22 protein-coding genes are annotated in these 18,738 nt (G+C 59.6%); 7 read left to right on the top strand and 15 right to left on the bottom strand.

The window, feature by feature from the left end; translation table 11 throughout:
- Positions 1-11 precede the first annotated feature (11 nt).
- Positions 12-995, bottom strand: a complete 984-nt coding sequence (locus EV561_RS21305; protein WP_132524319.1) for an ABC transporter substrate-binding protein — start codon at positions 993-995, stop codon at positions 12-14.
- Between the two features lie 185 nt (positions 996-1,180).
- Here EV561_RS21305 and EV561_RS21300 point away from each other — a divergent pair, with 185 nt between their 5' ends.
- Both EV561_RS21300 and EV561_RS21295 read left to right on the top strand, forming a co-directional pair.
- The gene (locus EV561_RS21300) at positions 1,181-2,239 is read left to right on the top strand and encodes an aldo/keto reductase (protein WP_132524318.1); all 1,059 of its coding nucleotides are present in this window, start codon (positions 1,181-1,183) and stop codon (positions 2,237-2,239) included.
- A 295-nt stretch (positions 2,240-2,534) separates the two neighbouring features.
- Entirely contained in the window at positions 2,535-2,915 is a 381-nt protein-coding gene (locus EV561_RS21295) for a cupin domain-containing protein (RefSeq protein ID WP_132524317.1), read from the top strand.
- A 44-nt stretch (positions 2,916-2,959) separates the two neighbouring features.
- Here EV561_RS21295 and EV561_RS21290 read toward each other — a convergent pair whose 3' ends face one another.
- From EV561_RS21290 to EV561_RS21270, 5 genes are all read right to left on the bottom strand, one after another.
- Positions 2,960-3,406, bottom strand: a complete 447-nt coding sequence (locus tag EV561_RS21290; protein ID WP_165927871.1) for a GNAT family N-acetyltransferase — start codon at positions 3,404-3,406, stop codon at positions 2,960-2,962.
- A 189-nt stretch (positions 3,407-3,595) separates the two neighbouring features.
- Entirely contained in the window at positions 3,596-4,819 is a 1,224-nt protein-coding gene (locus EV561_RS21285) for a PLP-dependent aminotransferase family protein (RefSeq protein ID WP_132524315.1), read from the bottom strand.
- Positions 4,820-5,020: 201 nt separating this feature from the next.
- The gene (locus tag EV561_RS21280; RefSeq protein ID WP_132524391.1) at positions 5,021-6,262 is read right to left on the bottom strand and encodes a DUF6596 domain-containing protein; all 1,242 of its coding nucleotides are present in this window, start codon (positions 6,260-6,262) and stop codon (positions 5,021-5,023) included.
- 18 nt (positions 6,263-6,280) lie between these two features.
- Entirely contained in the window at positions 6,281-6,637 is a 357-nt protein-coding gene (locus EV561_RS21275) for a YciI family protein (protein WP_132524314.1), read from the bottom strand.
- Positions 6,638-6,882: 245 nt separating this feature from the next.
- The gene (locus EV561_RS21270) at positions 6,883-7,353 is read right to left on the bottom strand and encodes a YidB family protein (RefSeq protein WP_132524390.1); all 471 of its coding nucleotides are present in this window, start codon (positions 7,351-7,353) and stop codon (positions 6,883-6,885) included.
- A 153-nt stretch (positions 7,354-7,506) separates the two neighbouring features.
- Between EV561_RS21270 and EV561_RS21265 the strand changes: the two genes are divergently transcribed.
- Positions 7,507-7,764, top strand: coding sequence for a GlsB/YeaQ/YmgE family stress response membrane protein (locus EV561_RS21265; RefSeq protein ID WP_132524313.1), 258 nt, complete (start codon positions 7,507-7,509; stop codon positions 7,762-7,764).
- A 133-nt stretch (positions 7,765-7,897) separates the two neighbouring features.
- Here the strand turns inward: EV561_RS21265 and EV561_RS21260 are convergent, their stop codons facing one another.
- The gene (locus tag EV561_RS21260; RefSeq protein ID WP_132524312.1) at positions 7,898-8,461 is read right to left on the bottom strand and encodes a DUF308 domain-containing protein; all 564 of its coding nucleotides are present in this window, start codon (positions 8,459-8,461) and stop codon (positions 7,898-7,900) included.
- A gap of 170 nt (positions 8,462-8,631) precedes the next feature.
- Between EV561_RS21260 and EV561_RS21255 the strand changes: the two genes are divergently transcribed.
- Complete coding sequence (locus tag EV561_RS21255) at positions 8,632-9,204, top strand: TetR/AcrR family transcriptional regulator (protein WP_132524311.1); 573 nt, start codon at positions 8,632-8,634, stop codon at positions 9,202-9,204.
- A gap of 109 nt (positions 9,205-9,313) precedes the next feature.
- Here the strand turns inward: EV561_RS21255 and ilvC are convergent, their stop codons facing one another.
- From ilvC to EV561_RS21240, 3 genes are all read right to left on the bottom strand, one after another.
- Positions 9,314-10,333, bottom strand: a complete 1,020-nt coding sequence (gene ilvC, locus EV561_RS21250; protein ID WP_132524310.1) for a ketol-acid reductoisomerase — start codon at positions 10,331-10,333, stop codon at positions 9,314-9,316.
- 41 nt (positions 10,334-10,374) lie between these two features.
- Entirely contained in the window at positions 10,375-11,025 is a 651-nt protein-coding gene (locus EV561_RS21245) for a TetR/AcrR family transcriptional regulator (protein ID WP_132524309.1), read from the bottom strand.
- 109 nt (positions 11,026-11,134) lie between these two features.
- Positions 11,135-12,043: an AraC family transcriptional regulator gene (locus tag EV561_RS21240; protein WP_132524308.1), complete on the bottom strand. Its 909-nt coding sequence runs from the start codon at positions 12,041-12,043 to the stop codon at positions 11,135-11,137.
- Positions 12,044-12,234: 191 nt separating this feature from the next.
- Here EV561_RS21240 and EV561_RS21235 point away from each other — a divergent pair, with 191 nt between their 5' ends.
- Positions 12,235-13,284 (top strand): NAD(P)-dependent alcohol dehydrogenase, encoded by a 1,050-nt coding sequence (locus EV561_RS21235; protein ID WP_132524307.1) that lies wholly within the window; start codon positions 12,235-12,237, stop codon positions 13,282-13,284.
- 156 nt (positions 13,285-13,440) lie between these two features.
- Positions 13,441-14,487 (top strand): NAD(P)-dependent alcohol dehydrogenase, encoded by a 1,047-nt coding sequence (locus EV561_RS21230; protein WP_132524306.1) that lies wholly within the window; start codon positions 13,441-13,443, stop codon positions 14,485-14,487.
- 50 nt (positions 14,488-14,537) lie between these two features.
- Here EV561_RS21230 and EV561_RS21225 read toward each other — a convergent pair whose 3' ends face one another.
- From EV561_RS21225 to EV561_RS21205, 5 genes are all read right to left on the bottom strand, one after another.
- On the bottom strand, positions 14,538-15,800 hold the full coding sequence (locus EV561_RS21225; RefSeq protein WP_132524305.1) for an NAD(P)/FAD-dependent oxidoreductase: 1,263 nt from the start codon (positions 15,798-15,800) through the stop codon (positions 14,538-14,540).
- Positions 15,801-16,087: 287 nt separating this feature from the next.
- The gene (locus EV561_RS21220; protein WP_132524304.1) at positions 16,088-16,468 is read right to left on the bottom strand and encodes a DUF6481 family protein; all 381 of its coding nucleotides are present in this window, start codon (positions 16,466-16,468) and stop codon (positions 16,088-16,090) included.
- Between the two features lie 32 nt (positions 16,469-16,500).
- Positions 16,501-16,731, bottom strand: a complete 231-nt coding sequence (locus tag EV561_RS21215) for a hypothetical protein (protein WP_132524303.1) — start codon at positions 16,729-16,731, stop codon at positions 16,501-16,503.
- 129 nt (positions 16,732-16,860) lie between these two features.
- Complete coding sequence (locus EV561_RS21210; protein WP_132524302.1) at positions 16,861-17,070, bottom strand: cold-shock protein; 210 nt, start codon at positions 17,068-17,070, stop codon at positions 16,861-16,863.
- 319 nt (positions 17,071-17,389) lie between these two features.
- The gene (locus EV561_RS21205) at positions 17,390-17,854 is read right to left on the bottom strand and encodes an Lrp/AsnC family transcriptional regulator (protein ID WP_132524301.1); all 465 of its coding nucleotides are present in this window, start codon (positions 17,852-17,854) and stop codon (positions 17,390-17,392) included.
- Between the two features lie 151 nt (positions 17,855-18,005).
- Between EV561_RS21205 and EV561_RS21200 the strand changes: the two genes are divergently transcribed.
- Positions 18,006-18,725, top strand: coding sequence for an aspartate/glutamate racemase family protein (locus EV561_RS21200; RefSeq protein WP_132524300.1), 720 nt, complete (start codon positions 18,006-18,008; stop codon positions 18,723-18,725).
- Positions 18,726-18,738 lie beyond the last annotated feature (13 nt).

Raw genomic sequence — 18,738 nt, 5'->3', positions numbered from 1 at the left:
GCCGGCTGGGATCACTTGGATCCGAAGTAGGAGGTGAAGGTCTTGAGGTCCTGATCGGTGTTCTTCAGGGCGGAAGCAGCATTTACAGGCAAAACCTTGATGCTGTCACGCGCCGGGAAACCGTCCGGCAGCTTCATGCCGTTGCGAGCCGGGATGTAGCCGAGCTTCAGGAAGCCTTCCTGGCCCTTTTCGGACAGAGCGTAGTCGACGAACTTCTTGGCAGCGTCCTCATGCTTGGTGCCGGCAAGGATCGCGACCGGTTCGGTCACAGCCGATACGCCTTCCTTCGGGAAGACGAACTCGACCGGCGAACCCTTGGCCTTGGCGCGGATCGGCAGGTAGTCAACGATCATGCCGTAGGCCTTCTCGCCCGATGCGACCGACTTCAGCACGCCGCCGTTGGCACCGGCAGCAATCGCGCCGTTGGCAGCGAGGTTCTTGTAGTAGTCCCAGCCGCCGAGGTTGTCGACGCCGGCAAGCGTCTGCGCGTGGATGAGCGCTGCACCCGAAGCAAGCGGGCTCGGCATGATGACGAGGCCCTTGGCTTCCGGCTTGGTCAGGTCCTGCCAGCTCGTCGGCTTCATCGCGGCGGCCGTGTTGTAGACGATACCGGTCGTGATCAGCTTGGTGGAATAGTAGTAGCCGTCGGCATCATAGAGCGCTGCATCGTAGTTTGCGGCTTCCGGCGACTTGTAGGCCATCAGCTTGCCGGCTTCCTTGAGGCGCTCCAGCGTGACCGTGTCGGCAATGAGGAGAACGTCGGCCACCGGGTTGCCCGCCTGCATCTCGGCCTGCAGCTTTGCGATGATCTGCGGCGTGCCGTCGCGGACCCAATCGACCTTGATGCCGGGATTGGCGGCCATGAAACCGTCGACGGTCGCCTGGGCGTCTTCGTTCGGCTGGCTGGTATAGAGCACGAGGTCGGCAGCCTGGGCCGACACGGAGAGGAAGCCGGCTGCGAGCAGGCCGGCGACGGTGGAAACGAGCGTTTTCATGATGGCATCCTCATCTGGTTCGAGAGGTTCCTTAGACAGGCTGATTAACATGAATGTGACAGGCAGCTAACGGATTATGACACCGTCTTAGCCGGCTTCTGCCCTTGACGCTCCGGTATGACCTCTATTTGCTAAAACCATCCATTTTCAGACCAATCCACAATCCATTTTCTGGAGGAAAACACATGGAATATCGTTTGCTTGGCCGTTCGGGCCTCAAGATATCGACAATCACGATGGGCACGATGACCTTCGGCGGTGTTGGTTGGGCGAAGACCGTCGGCGCCGTCGGCGTTGCCGAAGCGCGCAAGCTCGTCGACATGTGCCTCGATGCGGGCGTGAACTTCATCGACACGGCAGACGTCTATTCCTCGGGCGCATCGGAGGAAATCCTCGGCGAGATCATCGGCGGCCCGCGCAAGAAGGGTGTCATGGTCGCGACCAAGGCGCGCTTCCCGATGGGCAGCGGCCCAAACGATGCCGGCAACTCCCGCTACCATCTGATCGAAGCCTGTGAGGCGAGTCTGCGGCGCATGAAGACCGATGTCATCGATCTCTACCAGATCCACGAATGGGACGGACAGACGCCCCTCGAAGAGACGATGGAAGCACTCGACACGCTCATCCGCCAGGGCAAGGTGCGCTATATCGGCTGTTCGAATTTCTCCGCCTGGCACATCATGAAGGCGCTTGGCGTCAGCGAGAAGGACAAGCGCGAGCGCTTCGTCAGCCAGCAGATCCACTACACGCTGGAAACCCGCGATGCCGAAAACGAACTCATCCCCGTCAGCATCGACCAGGGCCTCGGCATCCTCGTCTGGAGCCCCATCGCCGGCGGCCTGCTGTCCGGTAAGCATCGCCGCAACCAGGCCGCACCGGAAGGCACCCGCCAGTTCGCCGGCTGGACCGAGCCGCCGATCCGCGACGAAGACCGTCTCTGGAACATCGTCGACGCGCTGGTCGAAATCGGCGAAAGCCGCGGCGTCTCGGCAGCACAGGTCGCGCTTTCCTGGCTCATCGGTCGCAAGGGAGTGACATCGGTCATCATCGGTGGGCGCACGGAAGCGCAGTTCAGGGATAACCTCGCTTCCGCGGATCTGAAGCTCAACGCCGAGGAACGCAAGCGCCTCGACGACGTCAGCCTGCCCTGGCTGCAATATCCCTACTGGCACCAGCGCAACACCGCGAGCGACCGGTTGGGAGAGGCTGATTTGAGCCTGCTGGGGCCGTATTTGCAGAAATAGCGGCACCGCTTCTCCTCCGTCTCAGGGGATCGGGACGGCGCCGCGAATCCCCTTCTCCCCCGGGGAGAAGGTGGCGGCAGCCGGATGAGGGGGCCACGCGGCACAACGGAAGAACGGGTTAAGCGGCAAGGCGCGAAACAAATTTCGTCCTGCCGTGCCGCCCCCTCATCCGCCCCTTCGGGCCACCTTCTCCCCGCTGGGGCGAAGGGACTCGCGGCAACCGCCTGCACAATCGTTCAAGACGACAACGTTAGCAGCCGGTATCCCCTCGCCATCAAAACAAATGGTGACCCCGATGCCGAACGCCCCCCAAACCTACAAGCCGATCAATCTCGCCGAAAAGCTCTCCCTCTTCTCCGACCAATGGCAGCAGCGCGTCATCGCCGAGATGAACGACTATCAGTTCAAGGTCGTGAAGATCGAGGGTGATTTCCTCTGGCATGATCACCCGGAGACCGATGAAGCTTTTCTCATCATAGAGGGCGAGCTGCGCATTGACTTCGAGGATGGCGCCGTCCTGCTGCGCAAGGGCGAAATATATGTCGTTCCCAAAGGTGTACGACATAAGCCTTATGCGGCACATGAAGTCCAGATGATGCTGATCGAGCCGCGTGGCACGCTAAATACCGGCGAAGAAGGCGGCGAGAGTACGGCTCAGAACGACGTCTGGATCTGAGCCGTTCAGATCTAAAACAGGTGCTTTGAAAGCATCGCGAACCGTTATCCGTCGACCTCTTCAAGCACCTTCGTAAATCTCAAGCCGGTATGTTCATATCCACAGCGCTTATAGAGGCGGTGCGCGTCTTCGCGGCGGGTGCTGGGTTTCACTGACACGAGGCGGGCGCCACGGTCATAGAGCCAGCGCTCGCCGTGATCGATCAATAGTCCGGCGATGCCCCTACCTCGGAAGTCCGAAGAAACGACAAGGGCCGAGATGACACCGTCAAGATCGTCTCGATAGAGAGTTGGAGAGACAAACAAGCCGATCATTCCCGCAATTGCACCGTCTTCATCGGCAACAAATGTAGCGTAGTCCTGGCGGTCGCTCACCCGCTCAAGTCGGGCGGCCATTTTCTCCGACGTTGTCGGATAGCCAAGCTCGGCCATCAGCCGCGCGAGCTCGTCGACATCCAATGGGGTTGCTGCCCTGACTTTGATCCCGCTCATGGTCTTTCCCTTAACCTTCCAAACCGGCGGGACCATGCAACGCGGGCTGAGTCGATGCAACCGGGCGCTCGGAAAGAGGCTCGGTCGCTTTAGTCGCACAAAATCTTCAATGTGCAGATAAAGGGCGCGTGAGGAGCAAGGCAGCGAACAGCTTGAGCGGTAAGCGAAAGCTGTTCGCTATGCCAGCCCTTAGAGCGCAGCTATCTCGCTGGCGATCAGCTTGCCCAGCCGCGAGATCCCCTCGTCGATCATCTGATCGTTGGCGCAGGAGAAGCTGACACGGAAGGTGTTCGGGCCGGAGCCGTCGGCAAAGAAGGCCTGGCCCGGAACGAAAGCGACCTTTGCGGTTTCCAGCGAACGGGCAAGCAGCTTGGCGCCGTCCATGCCCTTTGGCAGGGTGATCCAGACGAACATGCCGCCCTCCGGCTTCGTCCAGCTGGTGCCCTCGGGCATGTACTTGGCAAGTGCTGCCAGCATGCAATCGCGACGATGGCTGTAGGTCTTGCGGACCTTGGCGACCTGTTCGTCGAAGCCGCGACGCGCGACATGTTCGATGGCGATCTGGTTGATGGTCGAGGAATGCAGGTCGGCCGCCTGCTTCATCAGCACCAGCTTGCGGATAACGGGCGCATTGCCGACGATGAAGCCGACGCGAAGGCCCGGAGCGAGCGTCTTCGAGAAGCTGCCGCAGTAGATCGTGCGCGTATCGTTGATGTTGCCCTTGCGGGCGATTTCGAGCGCCAGGATCGGCGGGATCCCCTCGCCGTCATAGCGCAGCGACTGATAGGCGGCATCCTCGATGATGGCGATGTCGAGCTCGTCGGCGAGATCGATCAGCTTCTCGCGGGAGGCAAGATCGATCGTCTCGCCCGTCGGATTGGCAAAGTCGGCCGAGAGATATGCAAACTTGACGCGGCCGCCAGCCTGTTCCGCAGTCGCGCGATAGGCTTCCGGCGTGCGGTTGCCGTTCGGCGTCAGCTGGTCATAGGTCGGCTCATAGGCATTGAAAGCCTGCAGCGCACCGAGATAGGTCGGCGCAGTGACGAGCGCCGTATCGTTCGGCGAGAGGAACAGCTTGCCGAGGTAATCCAGGCCCTGCTGCGAACCGGAGACGATGAAGACGTTTTCGAGTTCGCAGGGAACGCCGAGCTTTGCCATTTCGCCAACCAGCCATTCGCGCAGCGGCTTGTAGCCTTCGCTGACGGAATATTGCAGCGCCGCGTTGACGGCCGTGCTGGAAAAGATCTCGTTATAGGCTTCCTTGAAAGCCGCATCCGGAAACAGCGCGGGATCGGGAATGCCGCCGGCAAAAGAGATGATGTCCGGCCGCTCCAAAAGCTTCAGCAGCTCACGGATTTCGGAGGCGCGCATACGGGTGGAACGCGTCGCAAAGATATTATCCCAATTCAACATGGGGCTTCCTCGTAATTTTTTGTCTTTAGAAGACCAAATCACGCAATAAACAATAAGTCAACGATGCTGACCTATTTTATTTGAAGTGACAAAGGATGCCGGGACTTTAACGGAAAGGACCTGTCGGAGCGATGGGAAAAGAGGTGCCGCAGCACTTCAGTCTCGGGCGCGTTTGAGGCAGCGGCGCTGCACGTTACAATATCAGACTGCCGCCCGCCGCCGCTGCAAAAACCGCCGCACTGCCGGATCGACCTCAAGGCCGATCGCCTGATCATAGGCTTGTTGCGCCGCAATGCGTTCGCCGGTTCGCGCCAGCAGATCGGCGCGCGCTGCCCAATAGGGCTGATACTCTGCCAGCCGCTCGTCCATAGCGATAGCGTCAAGGGCGGCGAGACCGATAAAGGCACCCTGCGTTTCCGCCAGCGCCACGGCGCGATTGATCGCGGCGACGGGCGAGCCGGTCAGGCTGCAGAGCGCGTCATAAAGCGTGACGATGGCCGGCCAATCGACGCCGCGGCCGAGCCGCCGCGCGACATGCGCCGATTGCAGCGCGGCCTCCAGCTGATAGCGGCCGGCCGCGTTAAGCCGGTGCGCGCGGGTCAGCAGGGCCTCCGCTTCCCCGATCAGGCGGTCGTCCCAGTGCGCCGGGTCCTGCTCGCCGAGCGGCACAAATTCGCGGTCCGCATCACGGCGCGCCGGCCACCGCGATGCGGAATAGATCATCAACGCCAGCAGGCCGAGCGCTTCCGGCTCGTTCGGCAGCAGTTCGACAACGAGCCGGCCGAGCCAGATGGCCTCCTCGGCGAGATTGCGCCGTTTTGCTTCAGCGCCGGCCGGATCGCTCCACCCCTCGGTGAAAGCCGCGTAGATCGCGGCGAGCACGGCGTCCAGGCGCTCCGCAATATCCTCGCGTTCGGGCATACGGAACGGAATGCCCGCGAGCCTGATCTTGGCCTTGGCTCGAGCGAGCCTTTGCCCCATGGTCGCCGGCGCCACCAAAAAGGCGGAGGCAATGGTCGCAGCGTCGAAGCCGAGGACGGTCTGCAGGATCAGTGGCGCGCGGATCGAAGCCTCGATCGCCGGATGGGCGCAGGCAAACATCAGGCTCAGGCGCTCGTCCGGAATCGATGCCGATTCCTCGGCCATCGCCGCCATCTCTTCGGCCAGAAACTGGACCTGGCCACTGCCCTTGGCTGCGGTTTGCCGTCGCCGTGCGGCATCAATCGAGCGCCGCCGCGCCGTAGCAAGCAGCCAGGCTTCCGGATTGCGCGGCACACCGTTTTTCGGCCAATCGGCGAGTGCCGCAACGAAAGCATCGGACAAAGCGTCCTCGGCTCCCGCGACGTCGCGCGTACGAGCGCTCAGGAAGGCGACGAGGCGGCCATAGCTGCGGCGCGCCGCAGCCGCGGCCGCCTCATGCGCCTGATTGTCGTGATCCGCTATCACGCGCTTAACACGCGCTTAAGCAGAATACATCGCCCAGACAGGCCGAATCTCCATCGTGCCATGCGAAGCGCCAGGGCAGCGCGCTGCCCAGGAAATCGCCGCGTCGAGATCTGGCGCTTCGATCAGATAATAACCGCCAAGCTGCTCTCTGGTCTCGGCATAGGGGCCGTTGAGAACCTGCGTCTTGCCATCGGCGACGCGCACCGTTGTGGACGCAGCGGTCGGCTGCAAACGATTGCTATCGACCAGGGCGCCAGCCTTTCTCAGCGCTTCCGTATAGGCGGTGTAAGCGCCGAGCGCTTGCTCGACTTGATCCTTCGGCAGGGCCGCAAAACCCGCTTCGTTCGCATGGATAAGCATCATATATTGCATGAAAGGTCTCCTCTGTTGAGAGCGGCCTCGATGCGCCGCTGAACCAATGTCGTCCGAACGGGCAGGATTTCGACAACAGTCGGAAAAAATCTAGCGAAGCGCGGTGTAGGCGGCAACAGGGCCGCAAATCTCCGGGGATCTACCGCGGGCAACAGCAGGGTAAATCGCTGGTAACAGTCAAAAAAAGGCCCCGCTCCCGAACCGGCAGCAGGGCCTCTCTTGTCGCAAGGCTAGATATCGCAGTGTCAGTACTGCTGCAGCAGCGCGGCGATCCGACCCTGATCCGGGATCTGCCCCTGCGGTGTCAGTTTATCTACCACGCCCGGCAGCACGGTGGAGAGTTGACGAAGGAGTTCCTGTTCGCTCACACCGGCCTGGCGGGCCAGATCGCTGATCGTTTGTGAACCGAGCGCATTTTCGAGATTGCCGGGAGCGATCGGCTGGTTGGGCCCGGGCTTCACCCAGGAATCCACAACAGAGCCCTGCCCCGCCTCGGTCAACTTGCCGAGCAAACCACCAAGGCCGCCACCCAAGACACCGCCAAGACCGCCCATCAATCCGCCGTCATTGGCTTGCGGGGCTTGCTGCCGAGGGTCTGCAGCAGGATCCGGATTGCCCCTGCCGCTCATGAGCTTGCCGACGAGGAGCGCGCCGAGCGCGATCATGATCGGTTTCGAGATGCTGCCGCCCGGGACGGCGTCGTCAAAGATACCCATGCCATTCTCCTCTCGTATTTTCCCCAAAATCAATTGGCGGAACAGAAGTGAGACGACCGAATGAAACCACCGCAACAGTGATTTCATAGTTTCTTTATTTAGCATAAAGTGAAATGGCTCGAATGCCCGGGCAATCAAGGAGGGGAATGCCAAATGTCTGTAATCGGGTGGATAATTCTTGGTCTGATCGCCGGGTTTATCGGCAGCAAGATCGTCAACAAGAGTGGCTCGGGAATGCTGATGGACATCGTGCTCGGCATCGTCGGAGCGATCGTCGGCGGTCTCATCTTCAGCTTCTTCGGCGCAGCCGGCGTCACCGGCTTCAATATCTATAGCCTGGTAGTCGCAGTCATCGGAGCGGTCGTGGTGCTGTGGCTCTACCATGCAGTGGCAGGGCGGCGGTCGATTTGAGAACTGCCAAGCACCAAGGCGTCTCGTCTGGAAGACCCTGGGACCTGCGACCTTATAAACCTTATGTCCGCCTGGAGCGGACATAAGGTACTGACAAATTACATCGATCTCGCCCGGCGGGGCGAGCCGCTTTTCAGGCTCTTGCACTCGTCTTGCGATTGGCTGCGACCGTCAGCCAGACCGCCGAGAGCAGGAAATAGAACGCGCCAAAACCCGCATAGGGAGCGACGTCGAGGATCGTCGGCGGGACGATGCCGAAAGACTGCTTGATCATGAAGCCACCGGCCAGAGCTGACTGCGCCCCGCTCAGGATCATCGCCCACTGCGCTCCATAAGAACGCCAGCGGCGGACGCCCGTGTAGAGCTGCAGAATGCCCGACAAAATGGCCCAAACGCCAAAGACCGCCAGAACGGCGTAAGTATCCTTCATGACAGCCAGGATAACGATGACCGTCACTATGGTGCTGGCAACCACATTCAGCGTCTGGGAAGGGTTTGCCTTCAGACCACCATTCACCCGAGCATCGACAAGATTAGCCGCCGCATCCCATGCCGGGTAGATGACGAGCAATACGGATGCGATAGCCGACTGACCGGCCAATGCCACGGCGGCAGCGACCCACGCGATCGAAAATATGGCACGGGCGAAATAATAGGATCGCAGCCATTGGGATGGATTGGAAGATTGACCTTGCATGTTAGTCTCCTTGGTTTGTCATCCTACTAGTAGGTAGATCATCAATTTCTGTCAATCGATCGCAGCAACTCTCCGGAGGAGAATCCGGGCTCGCGAGCGCAAATATTAGTGAAGGAGTTGATGGACGTTCGGCCTTGACAGCAATTCTACTAGAAGGTAGGGCGCGTTTTATGGAACCCACGACATCACAGAAAATATTGGACGTCGCCCAGCTTCTCGTTGGAGCTGGCGGCTACAATGGTTTCAGCTATGCCGATATTTCGGATGCCATCGGCATTAGAAAGGCCAGCATACACCATCATTTTCCGACGAAGTCGGAATTGGTCGCCGTATTAGTGGAGCAATATGCGCAACGCGCTAGAGCCGGCTTGAGCTCGCTCCGCGAAAGTGGAATGAGCCCCCTCGAACAGCTGCAGGCCTATCTGAACTATTGGCAGGCATGTATCCGCGATTCTGCTGAGCCGTTTTGCATCTGTGCGATGCTCGCAGCGGAGATGCAGATGTTGCCGGAGGATGTGGCATCAGGCGTGCGTGCGCATTTCCGGCATCTGACGGAATGGCTAGTCTCGGTGTTGGAGGCCGGCGTCGCAGAGGGCCAGTTTCGGCTGGACCGGTCATCGGAAGAAGAAGCGCAAATTCTGATGGCCTCGGTCCATGGAGCGATGCTGTCCGCGCGGGCTCTTGCCAATCCCGAACTCTTCCCAGCGGTCGTCGAGCCACAGATCGCCAGACTACGGGCGTGAAATCGCGGAAGATGACGGTCAACGTTATCGAGAAAGCGCATCGCGTTCACAATTGAAAAGGCCGGAGCTTGCGCCCCGGCCCTTCTGCAATCGCATGGATTGAAATCGCTTAGTTGACAGCCTTGTCGACCAGCTTGTTCTTACCGATCCAGGGCATCATGCCGCGCAGCTTGGCACCGACTTCTTCGATCTGGTGGCTGTCGTTCAAGCGGCGGATGCCCTTGAAGCGCGAGCCGCCGGCGCGGTATTCCTGCATCCAGTCCGAGGTGAACTTGCCGGTCTGGATGTCCTTCAGGACGCGCTTCATTTCAGCCTTGGTTTCAGCCGTGATGATGCGCGGACCGGAGACGTATTCGCCCCATTCAGCCGTGTTCGAGATCGAGTAGTTCATGTTGGCGATGCCGCCTTCATAGATCAGGTCGACGATCAGCTTCACTTCGTGCAGGCATTCGAAATAGGCCATTTCCGGAGCGTAGCCGGCTTCGGTCAGCGTCTCGAAACCGGCGCGGATCAGCTCGACGAGACCGCCGCAGAGAACGACCTGTTCGCCGAAGAGGTCGGTTTCGCACTCTTCGCGGAAGTTGGTTTCGATGATGCCCGAACGGCCGCCGCCAACGCCGCAAGCGTAGGAGAGCGCGAGTTCAAGCGCGTTGCCGGAAGCGTTCTGGTGAACGGCAACGAGGCAGGGAACGCCGCCACCCTTCTGGTATTCGCCGCGAACCGTGTGGCCCGGGCCCTTCGGAGCGATCATGACGACGTCGACCGAAGCCTTCGGCTCGATGAGGCCGAAATGGATGTTCAGGCCGTGTGCGAAGGCGATAGCAGCGCCGTCACGGATGTTGCCGGCGATCTCGCTCTTGTAGATGTCGGCCTGCAGTTCGTCCGGGGTTGCCATCATCATCAGGTCGGCCCAGGCAGCAGCTTCGGCAACGGTCATGACCTTGAAGCCGTCGGCTTCAGCCTTCTTGGCGGTGGCAGAACCGGCCTTCAGCGCGATCGCAACGTTCTGTGCGCCGCTATCCTTGAGGTTCAGCGCATGGGCGCGGCCCTGCGAACCATAGCCGATGATGGCGACTTTCTTTGCCTTGATGAGGTTGAGATCGGCATCACGATCGTAATAGACGCGCATTTGAAGTTCCTTCCCTTCGCTTGTCTGTTTAGTTCAGATGATCAGACGGTCGCGGTCGCTTCCGCCAAAACCTTTTCGGAGCCATAGAGCCGGAGAAAAGCGCTCACCGCTCTCTCCGCCTGCATTGCGGTATCTTTTAGACCTGGTTCGCCCAGCAGCATGCGCACATGCAGATCCGAAACCACGAGGCCGTAGAGCGTGTGATAGGCCTCGTCGGCATTCGTAAAACGCAAGAGCCCTGCCCGCTTTCCGGCATCGATCAGCGCCATCGCCCGCCGATCGATCTGCCTGCGGCCGCGCTCCAGAAGAAGCTTGCCGAGCTTGGAGCCGTCGCGATGCGACTGACCGATCGCCAGCCGGTTCAAGGCGAGTGAAACATCGCCCGCCAGCACCTCGAGCAGGTCACGCGCAAAAATCGCCAGGTGATCGTGAAGGCTGGTGACGGTCAGCCGCTCGCCATTGCGCTCGAAGGTCCTGACCTTGCTCGCCTGATAGGCGATCATCGCCGACAGCAGCCCGTCGCGATCGCCGAACCACTTGTAGAGGCTTTCCTTTGAGCAATTGGCCGCGCGCGCCACGCCTGATGTCGTCAGCGCCTTCTCGCCGCCGTCGACGAGCAGGCGCAATGCCTGCTCCAGAACCGCGTTCTGTCGAGGCGAAAATTCGCCTACCTGTCCTGCATCACTTGGCACGATCGCCACTCCCAAATACGTACCGTACGGTACGGTTCGTGGCGCGTTATCGCTCAGTCGATATTCTGCGTCAAGCAGAATTCGATGCTGCGGCGCATCAAAAGGAGAGCTATTCGGCGGCGATCTGTCCGCGCATGGCTTCAATATCCTTCAGCGGCGGCAGGCCGTAGAGCCGGCTGTATTCGCGGCTGAACTGCGACGGGCTCTGGTATCCGACGCGATAGCCGGCAGTCCCGACATCAAGACGTTCGGTCAGCAGCAGCCGGCGCGCCTCGTGCAGGCGGAGCTGTTTCTGATACTGCATCGGGGTCATCGCCGTCACCGCCTTGAAGTGATGGTGCAGCGACGAAACGCTCATGCTCACATGCTCGGCCAGCTCTTCGATGCGCAGCGACTGGACAAAGTTCGTGCGCAGCCATGAGACGGCGCGCAGGACCTTGTGGCTCTGGCTTTCGGACAGCATCATGTTGAGAAGGCGTGGACCATCGGGACCGGTCAGCAGCCGGTAGGATATCTCCCGCTCTATCAACGGCGCCATGACCGGAATATCCTCCGGCTTGTCCAGCAGGCGCAAAAGTCGGGTCGATGCATCGAGAAGGTCCGGCGGGGCAATGTTGACCACAAGGCCACGGGTGTCATCCGCCGGGGTGGCCAGGCGCGTAATGCTGGTCCGAGGCAGCAGTTCGTTCAGCTTCTCGCTGTCGATGAAAAGGGTGAAGCAGAGATAGGGAATATCTGGCGTCGCTTCGGTTACATGCGACGCCACAGGCAGGTCGAGGGAGGTCAGAACATACTCGCCGGCGCCATACATATGAACATCGGAGCCGACCATCAGCCGCTTGCTGCCCTGCAGGATCAGCGAAAATCCAGGCTTGTAGGCCATATGTTGAAGGCGCGTCGGGCAGCTGCCCTTGAAGACGTGCAGGTTCTCGATCGCGGTGGCGGAATCCCCGTCCCTCTCGGCGAAACGGGCAACGAGCGATATCATTTCATCGAATGGACCGATATGTAACGTCATAACATTACCATTTGTTTTCTTGATGTTAGGCGATGTAAACTTGGGGTCATCATCACGCGAATGAGAGGTCCGCGCAAGGAGATTTGCAGGATCGTACAAGAAGCTTGCAGGATCGCTATACCACATGTTCGGCAAGTCGGGGCATATAGTCCGCCGTCCCTTCCACCCTCCTGCCAAGAAGGAAACTACGCATGCCAACCATCGCAAAAGGCTATGCCGCAACTGACGCCTCGAAGCCGCTGACCCCGTTCACCTTCGAGCGCCGCGACCCGAAGGAAGACGACGTCGTCATCGACATCAAGTTTGCCGGCATCTGCCATTCCGACATCCATACCGTTCGCAACGAGTGGCACAACGCCGTCTACCCGATCGTCCCCGGCCATGAAATCGCCGGCATTGTGACCGCCGTCGGCTCCAAGGTCACGAAATTCAAGGTCGGCGACCGCGTCGGCGTTGGCTGCTTCGTCGACAGCTGCGTCGGCTGCGCCACCCGCGACGTCGACAATGAGCAATATATGCCCGGTCTTGTCGGCACCTATAACGAGTTCGAAATCGACGGTAAGACGCGCACCCAGGGCGGCTATTCCGACCATATCGTCGTCAAGGAAGGTTATGTCCTGTCGATCCCGGACAATCTGCCGCTCGATGCCGCTGCTCCCCTGCTCTGCGCCGGCATCACGCTCTATTCGCCGCTGCACTACTGGAAGGCCGGCCCCGGCAAGAAGGTCGCCATCGTCGGCATGGGTGGCCTCGGCCATATGGGCGTCAAGATCGGCGCTGCCATGGGTGCCGACATCACCGTTCTTTCTCAGTCGCTGTCGAAGAAGGAAGACGGTCTGAAGCTCGGCGCCAAGGAATATTATGCAACGAGCGATGAAGAGACCTTCAAGAAGCTCGCAGGCACCTTTGACCTGATCATCTGCACGGCCGGCGTTGCGATCGACTGGAACGCCTATCTCGGCCTCCTCAAGGTCAACGGCTCGATGGTCATCGTCGGCGCACCGGAACATCCGATCCCGGTCCATGCCTTCTCGCTGATCCCAGGCCGCAAGAGCATCTCCGGCTCGATGATCGGCTCGATCAAGGAAACCCAGGAAATGCTGGATTTCTGCGGCAAGCACAACATCGTCTCCGAGATCGAGAAGATCAACATCCAGGACGTCAACGAAGCCTACGAACGCGTCCTGAAGAGCGACGTGCGCTACCGCTTCGTCATCGACATTGCCTCGCTGGCAGCCTGAGAAAATCGGCAGAAACGACAATGGAAGGCGGCCCTAGGGCCGCCTTTCTGCATTTTTGCAGGATCGGACAAGAAGCTAGGAGGATCGCGCTAACGTCTCCACTCCGTCTCGTGCATACTCCATCTGTCCAATCCCCCAACTCAAAGGAAGATTCAGATGGCTATTGCAAAAGGCTATGCTGCGACGGACGCATCCAAGCCGTTGACACCCTTCACCTTCGAGCGCCGCGAACCGAACGATGACGACGTCGTCATCTCGGTCAAATATTGCGGCCTCTGCCATTCGGACATTCACCAGGCCCGCAACGAATGGGGCAATTCCAAATATCCGATGGTGCCGGGCCATGAAGTCGCCGGCGTGGTTTCCGCCGTCGGCTCCAAGGTCACTAAGTTCAAAGTTGGCGACCATGTCGGCGTCGGCTGCTTTGTCAATTCCTGCGTCGGCATGCCTGAGCGCAATGTCGACATCGAGCAGTACCTGCCGGGCTGCATCCAGACCTACAACGATTTCGAGGCTGACGGCGTAACGCCGACCTATGGCGGCTATTCCGACTCGATCGTCGTCAAGGAAGGCTATGTCCTCTCCTTCCCGGACAATATCCCGCTCGACGCCGGTGCTCCGCTTCTCTGCGCCGGCATCACGCTCTATTCGCCGCTCGCTCACTGGAAGGCAGGTCCCGGCAAGAAGGTCGCAATCGTCGGCATGGGCGGCCTCGGCCATATGGGCGTCAAGATCGGCGCTGCCATGGGTGCCGACATCACCGTTCTTTCTCAGTCGCTGTCGAAGAAGGAAGACGGTCTGAAGCTCGGCGCCAAGGAATATTATGCAACGAGCGATGCCGAAACCTTCAAGAAGCTCGCGGGCACTTTCGACCTGATCATCTGCACGGTCGGCACTGTCATCGACTGGAATGCCTATCTGGGCATGTTGAAGATCGACGGCACGATGGTCCTGGTCGGCGTTCCCGAACATCCGGTGCCGGTCCACGCCTTCTCCGTCATCGGCGGCCGCAAGGCCCTGACCGGCTCAGGCATCGGCTCGATCAAGGAAACCCAGGAAATGCTCGACTTCTGCAGCAAGCACAACATCGTTGCCGAGATCGAGAAGATCAACATGCAGGAGATCAACGAAGCCTATGAGCGTGTCCTGAAGAGCGACGTCCGCTACCGCTTCGTCATCGACATCGCCTCGCTGGCAGCTTGATCGTCACTATATCGAATGCGGAAAGGGCGGCCCTTGCGAGCCGCCCTTTTTTAATTCTCGCGCATCGTTTCCTTCTGCGTGATCAGCCGCGCGCTGTGCTGGCGGCTGAGATAGATCCAGAGCCAGCTCCATGCGACCGCAAAGCGCGAACGCGTGCCGATGAGGAAGTAGATATGGGCAATGCCCCATATCCACCAGGCGATCCAGCCCCTGAGCTTGATCCAGCCGAAATCGATGATCGCCGAGCTTTTGCCGATCGTCGCAAGGCTCCCCTGATGATGATAGCGGAAGGCGCCGGGCTCGGCCTGCCCCGCAAGGCGGGCACGAATGACCTTGGCGACATAGGCGCCCTGCTGCTTGGCCGCGGGCGCAATGCCCGGTACCGGCTTGTTGCCATCCCACATGACGAGTGCCGTATCTCCCGTGACGAAGATATTGTCCGCACCGGGAGGCCTCAGTTGCGCGTCGACGATGACGCGGCCGGCGCGGTCGGCGGGAACGCCGAGCCAATGTGCGGCAGGCGAGGCCTGCACCCCCGCTGCCCAGACGATCGTCCTCGACGGCACAAAGCTTTCGCCCATTGTCACGCCTTCCGCAGTGCAGTTGGTGACGGCATGACCGAGGCGGACCTCCACGCCAAGCGTCTCCAGCGTCCGCTGCGCATAGGCCGACAGGTCTTCGACGAAGCTCGGCAGAACCCGCGGACCGGCTTCGACAAGGATAATCTTCGCCTTCCTGGTATCGATCCTGCGGAATTCCTTCGGCAGGGTGACGTGCGCCAGTTCTGCGATGATGCCTGCGAGCTCGACACCCGTCGGACCGGCACCCACGATCACAAAGGTCAACAGAGCGTCGCGAACGGCGGGGTCGGTTTCCAGCTCCGCCTGCTCGAAGGCGATCAGCACGCGGCGGCGGATCGTGGTCGCATCCTCGAGTGTCTTCAGTCCTGGCGCGACGGGCTCCCATTCGTCATGGCCGAAATAGGCATGCGTCGCGCCGGTCGCCAGCACCAGCGTGTCGTAGGAGATGGTCTGACCGTTCTTGAGTTTGATCGTGCGCGCCTCGCGATCGACACCGACGACCTCGGCGAGCAACGTTGTCACCTCGGGGCGGTCGCCGTACAGGCTCCTGATCGGCCAGGCGATTTCCGAGGTCGAAAGCAAGGTCGTGGCGACCTGATAGAGCAGCGGCTGAAACAGATGATGGTTGCGACGATCGACGAGAGTGATTCGTACCGGGGCCCCCTTCAGATCGTTGACAAGCTGCAATCCGGCAAAACCGCCACCGACTACGACAACATGATGTTCCTGCATGGAAATTCCTCGTGTTGTCCCCCCGCAAACAAGGTAAGCAGGCTGCCACAGCAATCAACCTGTATTTGCGCATGGCTACTCTGCAAGCTTGATGGCGGTCTCGGTCTCCGATTTTCAAATTCTGAACCTGGCTAACATAGCATCGACCGGAAGGCGGCGGAGGCAGGATTGCGCCGGCAACAGTCATTTTGGATCAGATAAGAATAATCGACTTCAGCGGAATCTGAGAGACAACATTCGGGTTCCCATCGAATTTGTTGCCGGCCGCGTCCGTGCTCGAACGGAAGTCAGGCTTGTCTGGCCTTCCGATTGGCATAACGCCGATCACGTTCGGCCTTTCGGGCAGCCTCGTCCTCGATCACCCGGGAGATACGGCCTTCCTCAGCCGCCTTGCGTGCGTCAATTTCGGCCTTGGCAGCCGCATTTATGGCGGCCTGATGCTCTGCGGCCTCTACCTCGAGACGTGTCCGCTCGGCTATTTTCTGCCGCTCTCGGTCTGCGCGTCGCTCGTCTCTGGCAGCGGCGACTGCAAGCCGCTCCGCCTGCCTCTCCGTACGCGTTGGCTCCGCGGCTTCTTTGGCAGAACGATGGGCTTGAAGAAGTGCAGCTTTTGCCTGGGCAGATGCGCCAAGGCGGTCCGAAAGATCGTTGCTTCTAGAGTTTTTCAAATCATTCGCTTTGCTGGAAGTCGACCAGATGGTCAAATCTTGGGTTTGGGTTTGCGTTTGGAAATCAGGGCAGCGGTGGCCCGTTTCTGTGCTTCCTCTTCCTTGGCAAGGCGGAGGGTCCGCAACCGCAACGTCTTTTCCTCGCGGGCCTGCGCGATAGAATCGAGTTCGTCGACCGCGCGGCCCCGCGCGAAGAACTCCGATTGCGCTTCGGCAAAGGCTACCTCGGCCTGCTGGCGAGATCTGCTTTGTGTTTGTGTCATGTTTATCCTGACAGATAGACCGCCAAACGGCGGCAATAAAAAAGGTCAGGCGGTTTCAGCCTGACCTTGGTCGATATCGTGCTCTCAGCAGTGCCAGTACATCCGTGGTCAAAGGAAAGCAGATATCAATTAAGCGGCCTGAAGCTTGCAGGCGGACATCTTGCCCGACTTCTGATCGCGCTCAAGCTCGTACCCGATTTTCTGACCTTCGACGATTTCACGCATACCAGCGCGCTCGACGGCAGAAATATGAACGAAGGCGTCTTCGCCGCCGTTATCGGGCTGAATAAAGCCGAAGCCCTTGGTGGAATTGAACCATTTAACTGTGCCAGTGGTCATGATGAACCCTTTCATAGCAATATTGAAGGAATCCGCGGCACCAAAGCGCTGCAGATGGAGATAGCGATTTTTGAAAGGGAAGGTTCGTTCAAGGCGCGGTGCTAGTCGCGCGGTAACCAAAGCTCAGCAAGCAAAACTCGATACCGTACATATAGTCTCGCCTCACCTCAAAGTCAACCAAAAGTTACGACAAAAATATGGATTCGTTAATCGGTTGTATCCGGGCATTTCACAATCGAAAAAGAACCGTGGCACCGCATGTAGACACCGTCTTTCACCCCTGCCCATCTTGGCGGCTGTTGCTCCGATATTCCGAAGCTCAACTCGCATAGCTGACGGGAATGGCAATCCCGCTCTTAAGTTCCTCCATCGAGATGGAGGCGGCGACATCGAACAATTCCACCCGCCGCACGATCGTCTTGTAGATAACGTCATATTGCTCGACCCGCGGCAGCACGATTTTCAGGATATAGTCGTAATTGCCCGTCAACCTATGCGCTTCGACGATTTCGGGAATGTCGCTGATCGCCCGCCGAAAGTCCTCGATCCAGTCATCGGAATGGTGCGCCGTCTTGATCAGCGCATAGACTGTCGTCGGAACGCCCATTCTCTCGCGGTCAAGTACGACGATCCGCCGCGCGATATGGCCGCTCTCTTCCAGCCGCTGGATGCGCCGGGAACAGGCTGAAACGGAAAGGGCGACCCGATCTGCAAGGTCGGTCACCGAAATGCCCGCATCGTTCTGCAAAAAGTCGAGAATCTTGCGATCGCGATCATCAAGCATGGCATCACCTCGCGCCGAGAATTTGCGTACAAATAAAAGACAGCGCAAAATTTTGCGCATTTCTCATAAGCATACACAAAAAATGCAAACACTGCGCAAGTGAATTGCGACATGATACGGTCACTCAAGTCCAAGGAGGAGAAATACCGGAATGCGCACAATCGGCTTTATCGGCGGCATGAGCTTCGAAAGTTCGGCGGTCTACTATCGGCTCGTCAACGAGATGGTCCGCGAGCGCCTGGGAGGCCTCGCCTCCGCTGAACTGCTGATGCATTCGGTCAACTTCGCCGATATGGTCGCGCTGCAGAAGGCCGGGCGCTGGAGCGACGCCGCCGCGCGCTTGGGCGATGCTGCCATTCGCCTGCAGATCGGCGGCGCCGATTGCGTATTGATCTGCACCAACACCATGCACCTGATCGCCGATGACGTGGCTTCCCACATCTCCGTGCCGGTCATCAACATCATCGACGAGACCGCCGCCGCCTTGAAGGCTTCAGGTAAGACCCGTCCGCTGCTGCTTGCGACCCGCTATACGATGGAGCACGGCTTCTATACCGAGCGCATGGACCGTCACGGCATTTCCGTCATTGTGCCGCAGTCCGATGATCGCACCATCGTTCATGACATCATCTTCAACGAACTCTGCGCAGGCACTATCCTCGACAGTTCGCGCGAAAAGCTGATGGCGATTATCGAACGCGCCAAGGCGGTAGGCGCCGACAGCGTTATCCTCGGTTGCACGGAGATCTGCCTGATCCTGGATCCGAAAGCGCTGCCCCTACCCGGCTTTGACACGACAACGATCCACGCGCAGGCGGCTGTTGCCTTTGCCCTTGAGGACGAACCCATGAGGGCAACCAACGCCGCATAGTCGCGGCACCAGA

The sequence above is a fragment of the Rhizobium sp. BK376 genome, from assembly GCF_004341625.1.
GTDB lineage: Bacteria > Pseudomonadota > Alphaproteobacteria > Rhizobiales > Rhizobiaceae > Rhizobium.
The sequence above is the reverse complement of the archived record's forward strand: the minus strand, read 5'-3'. Positions and strand labels throughout refer to the sequence as shown.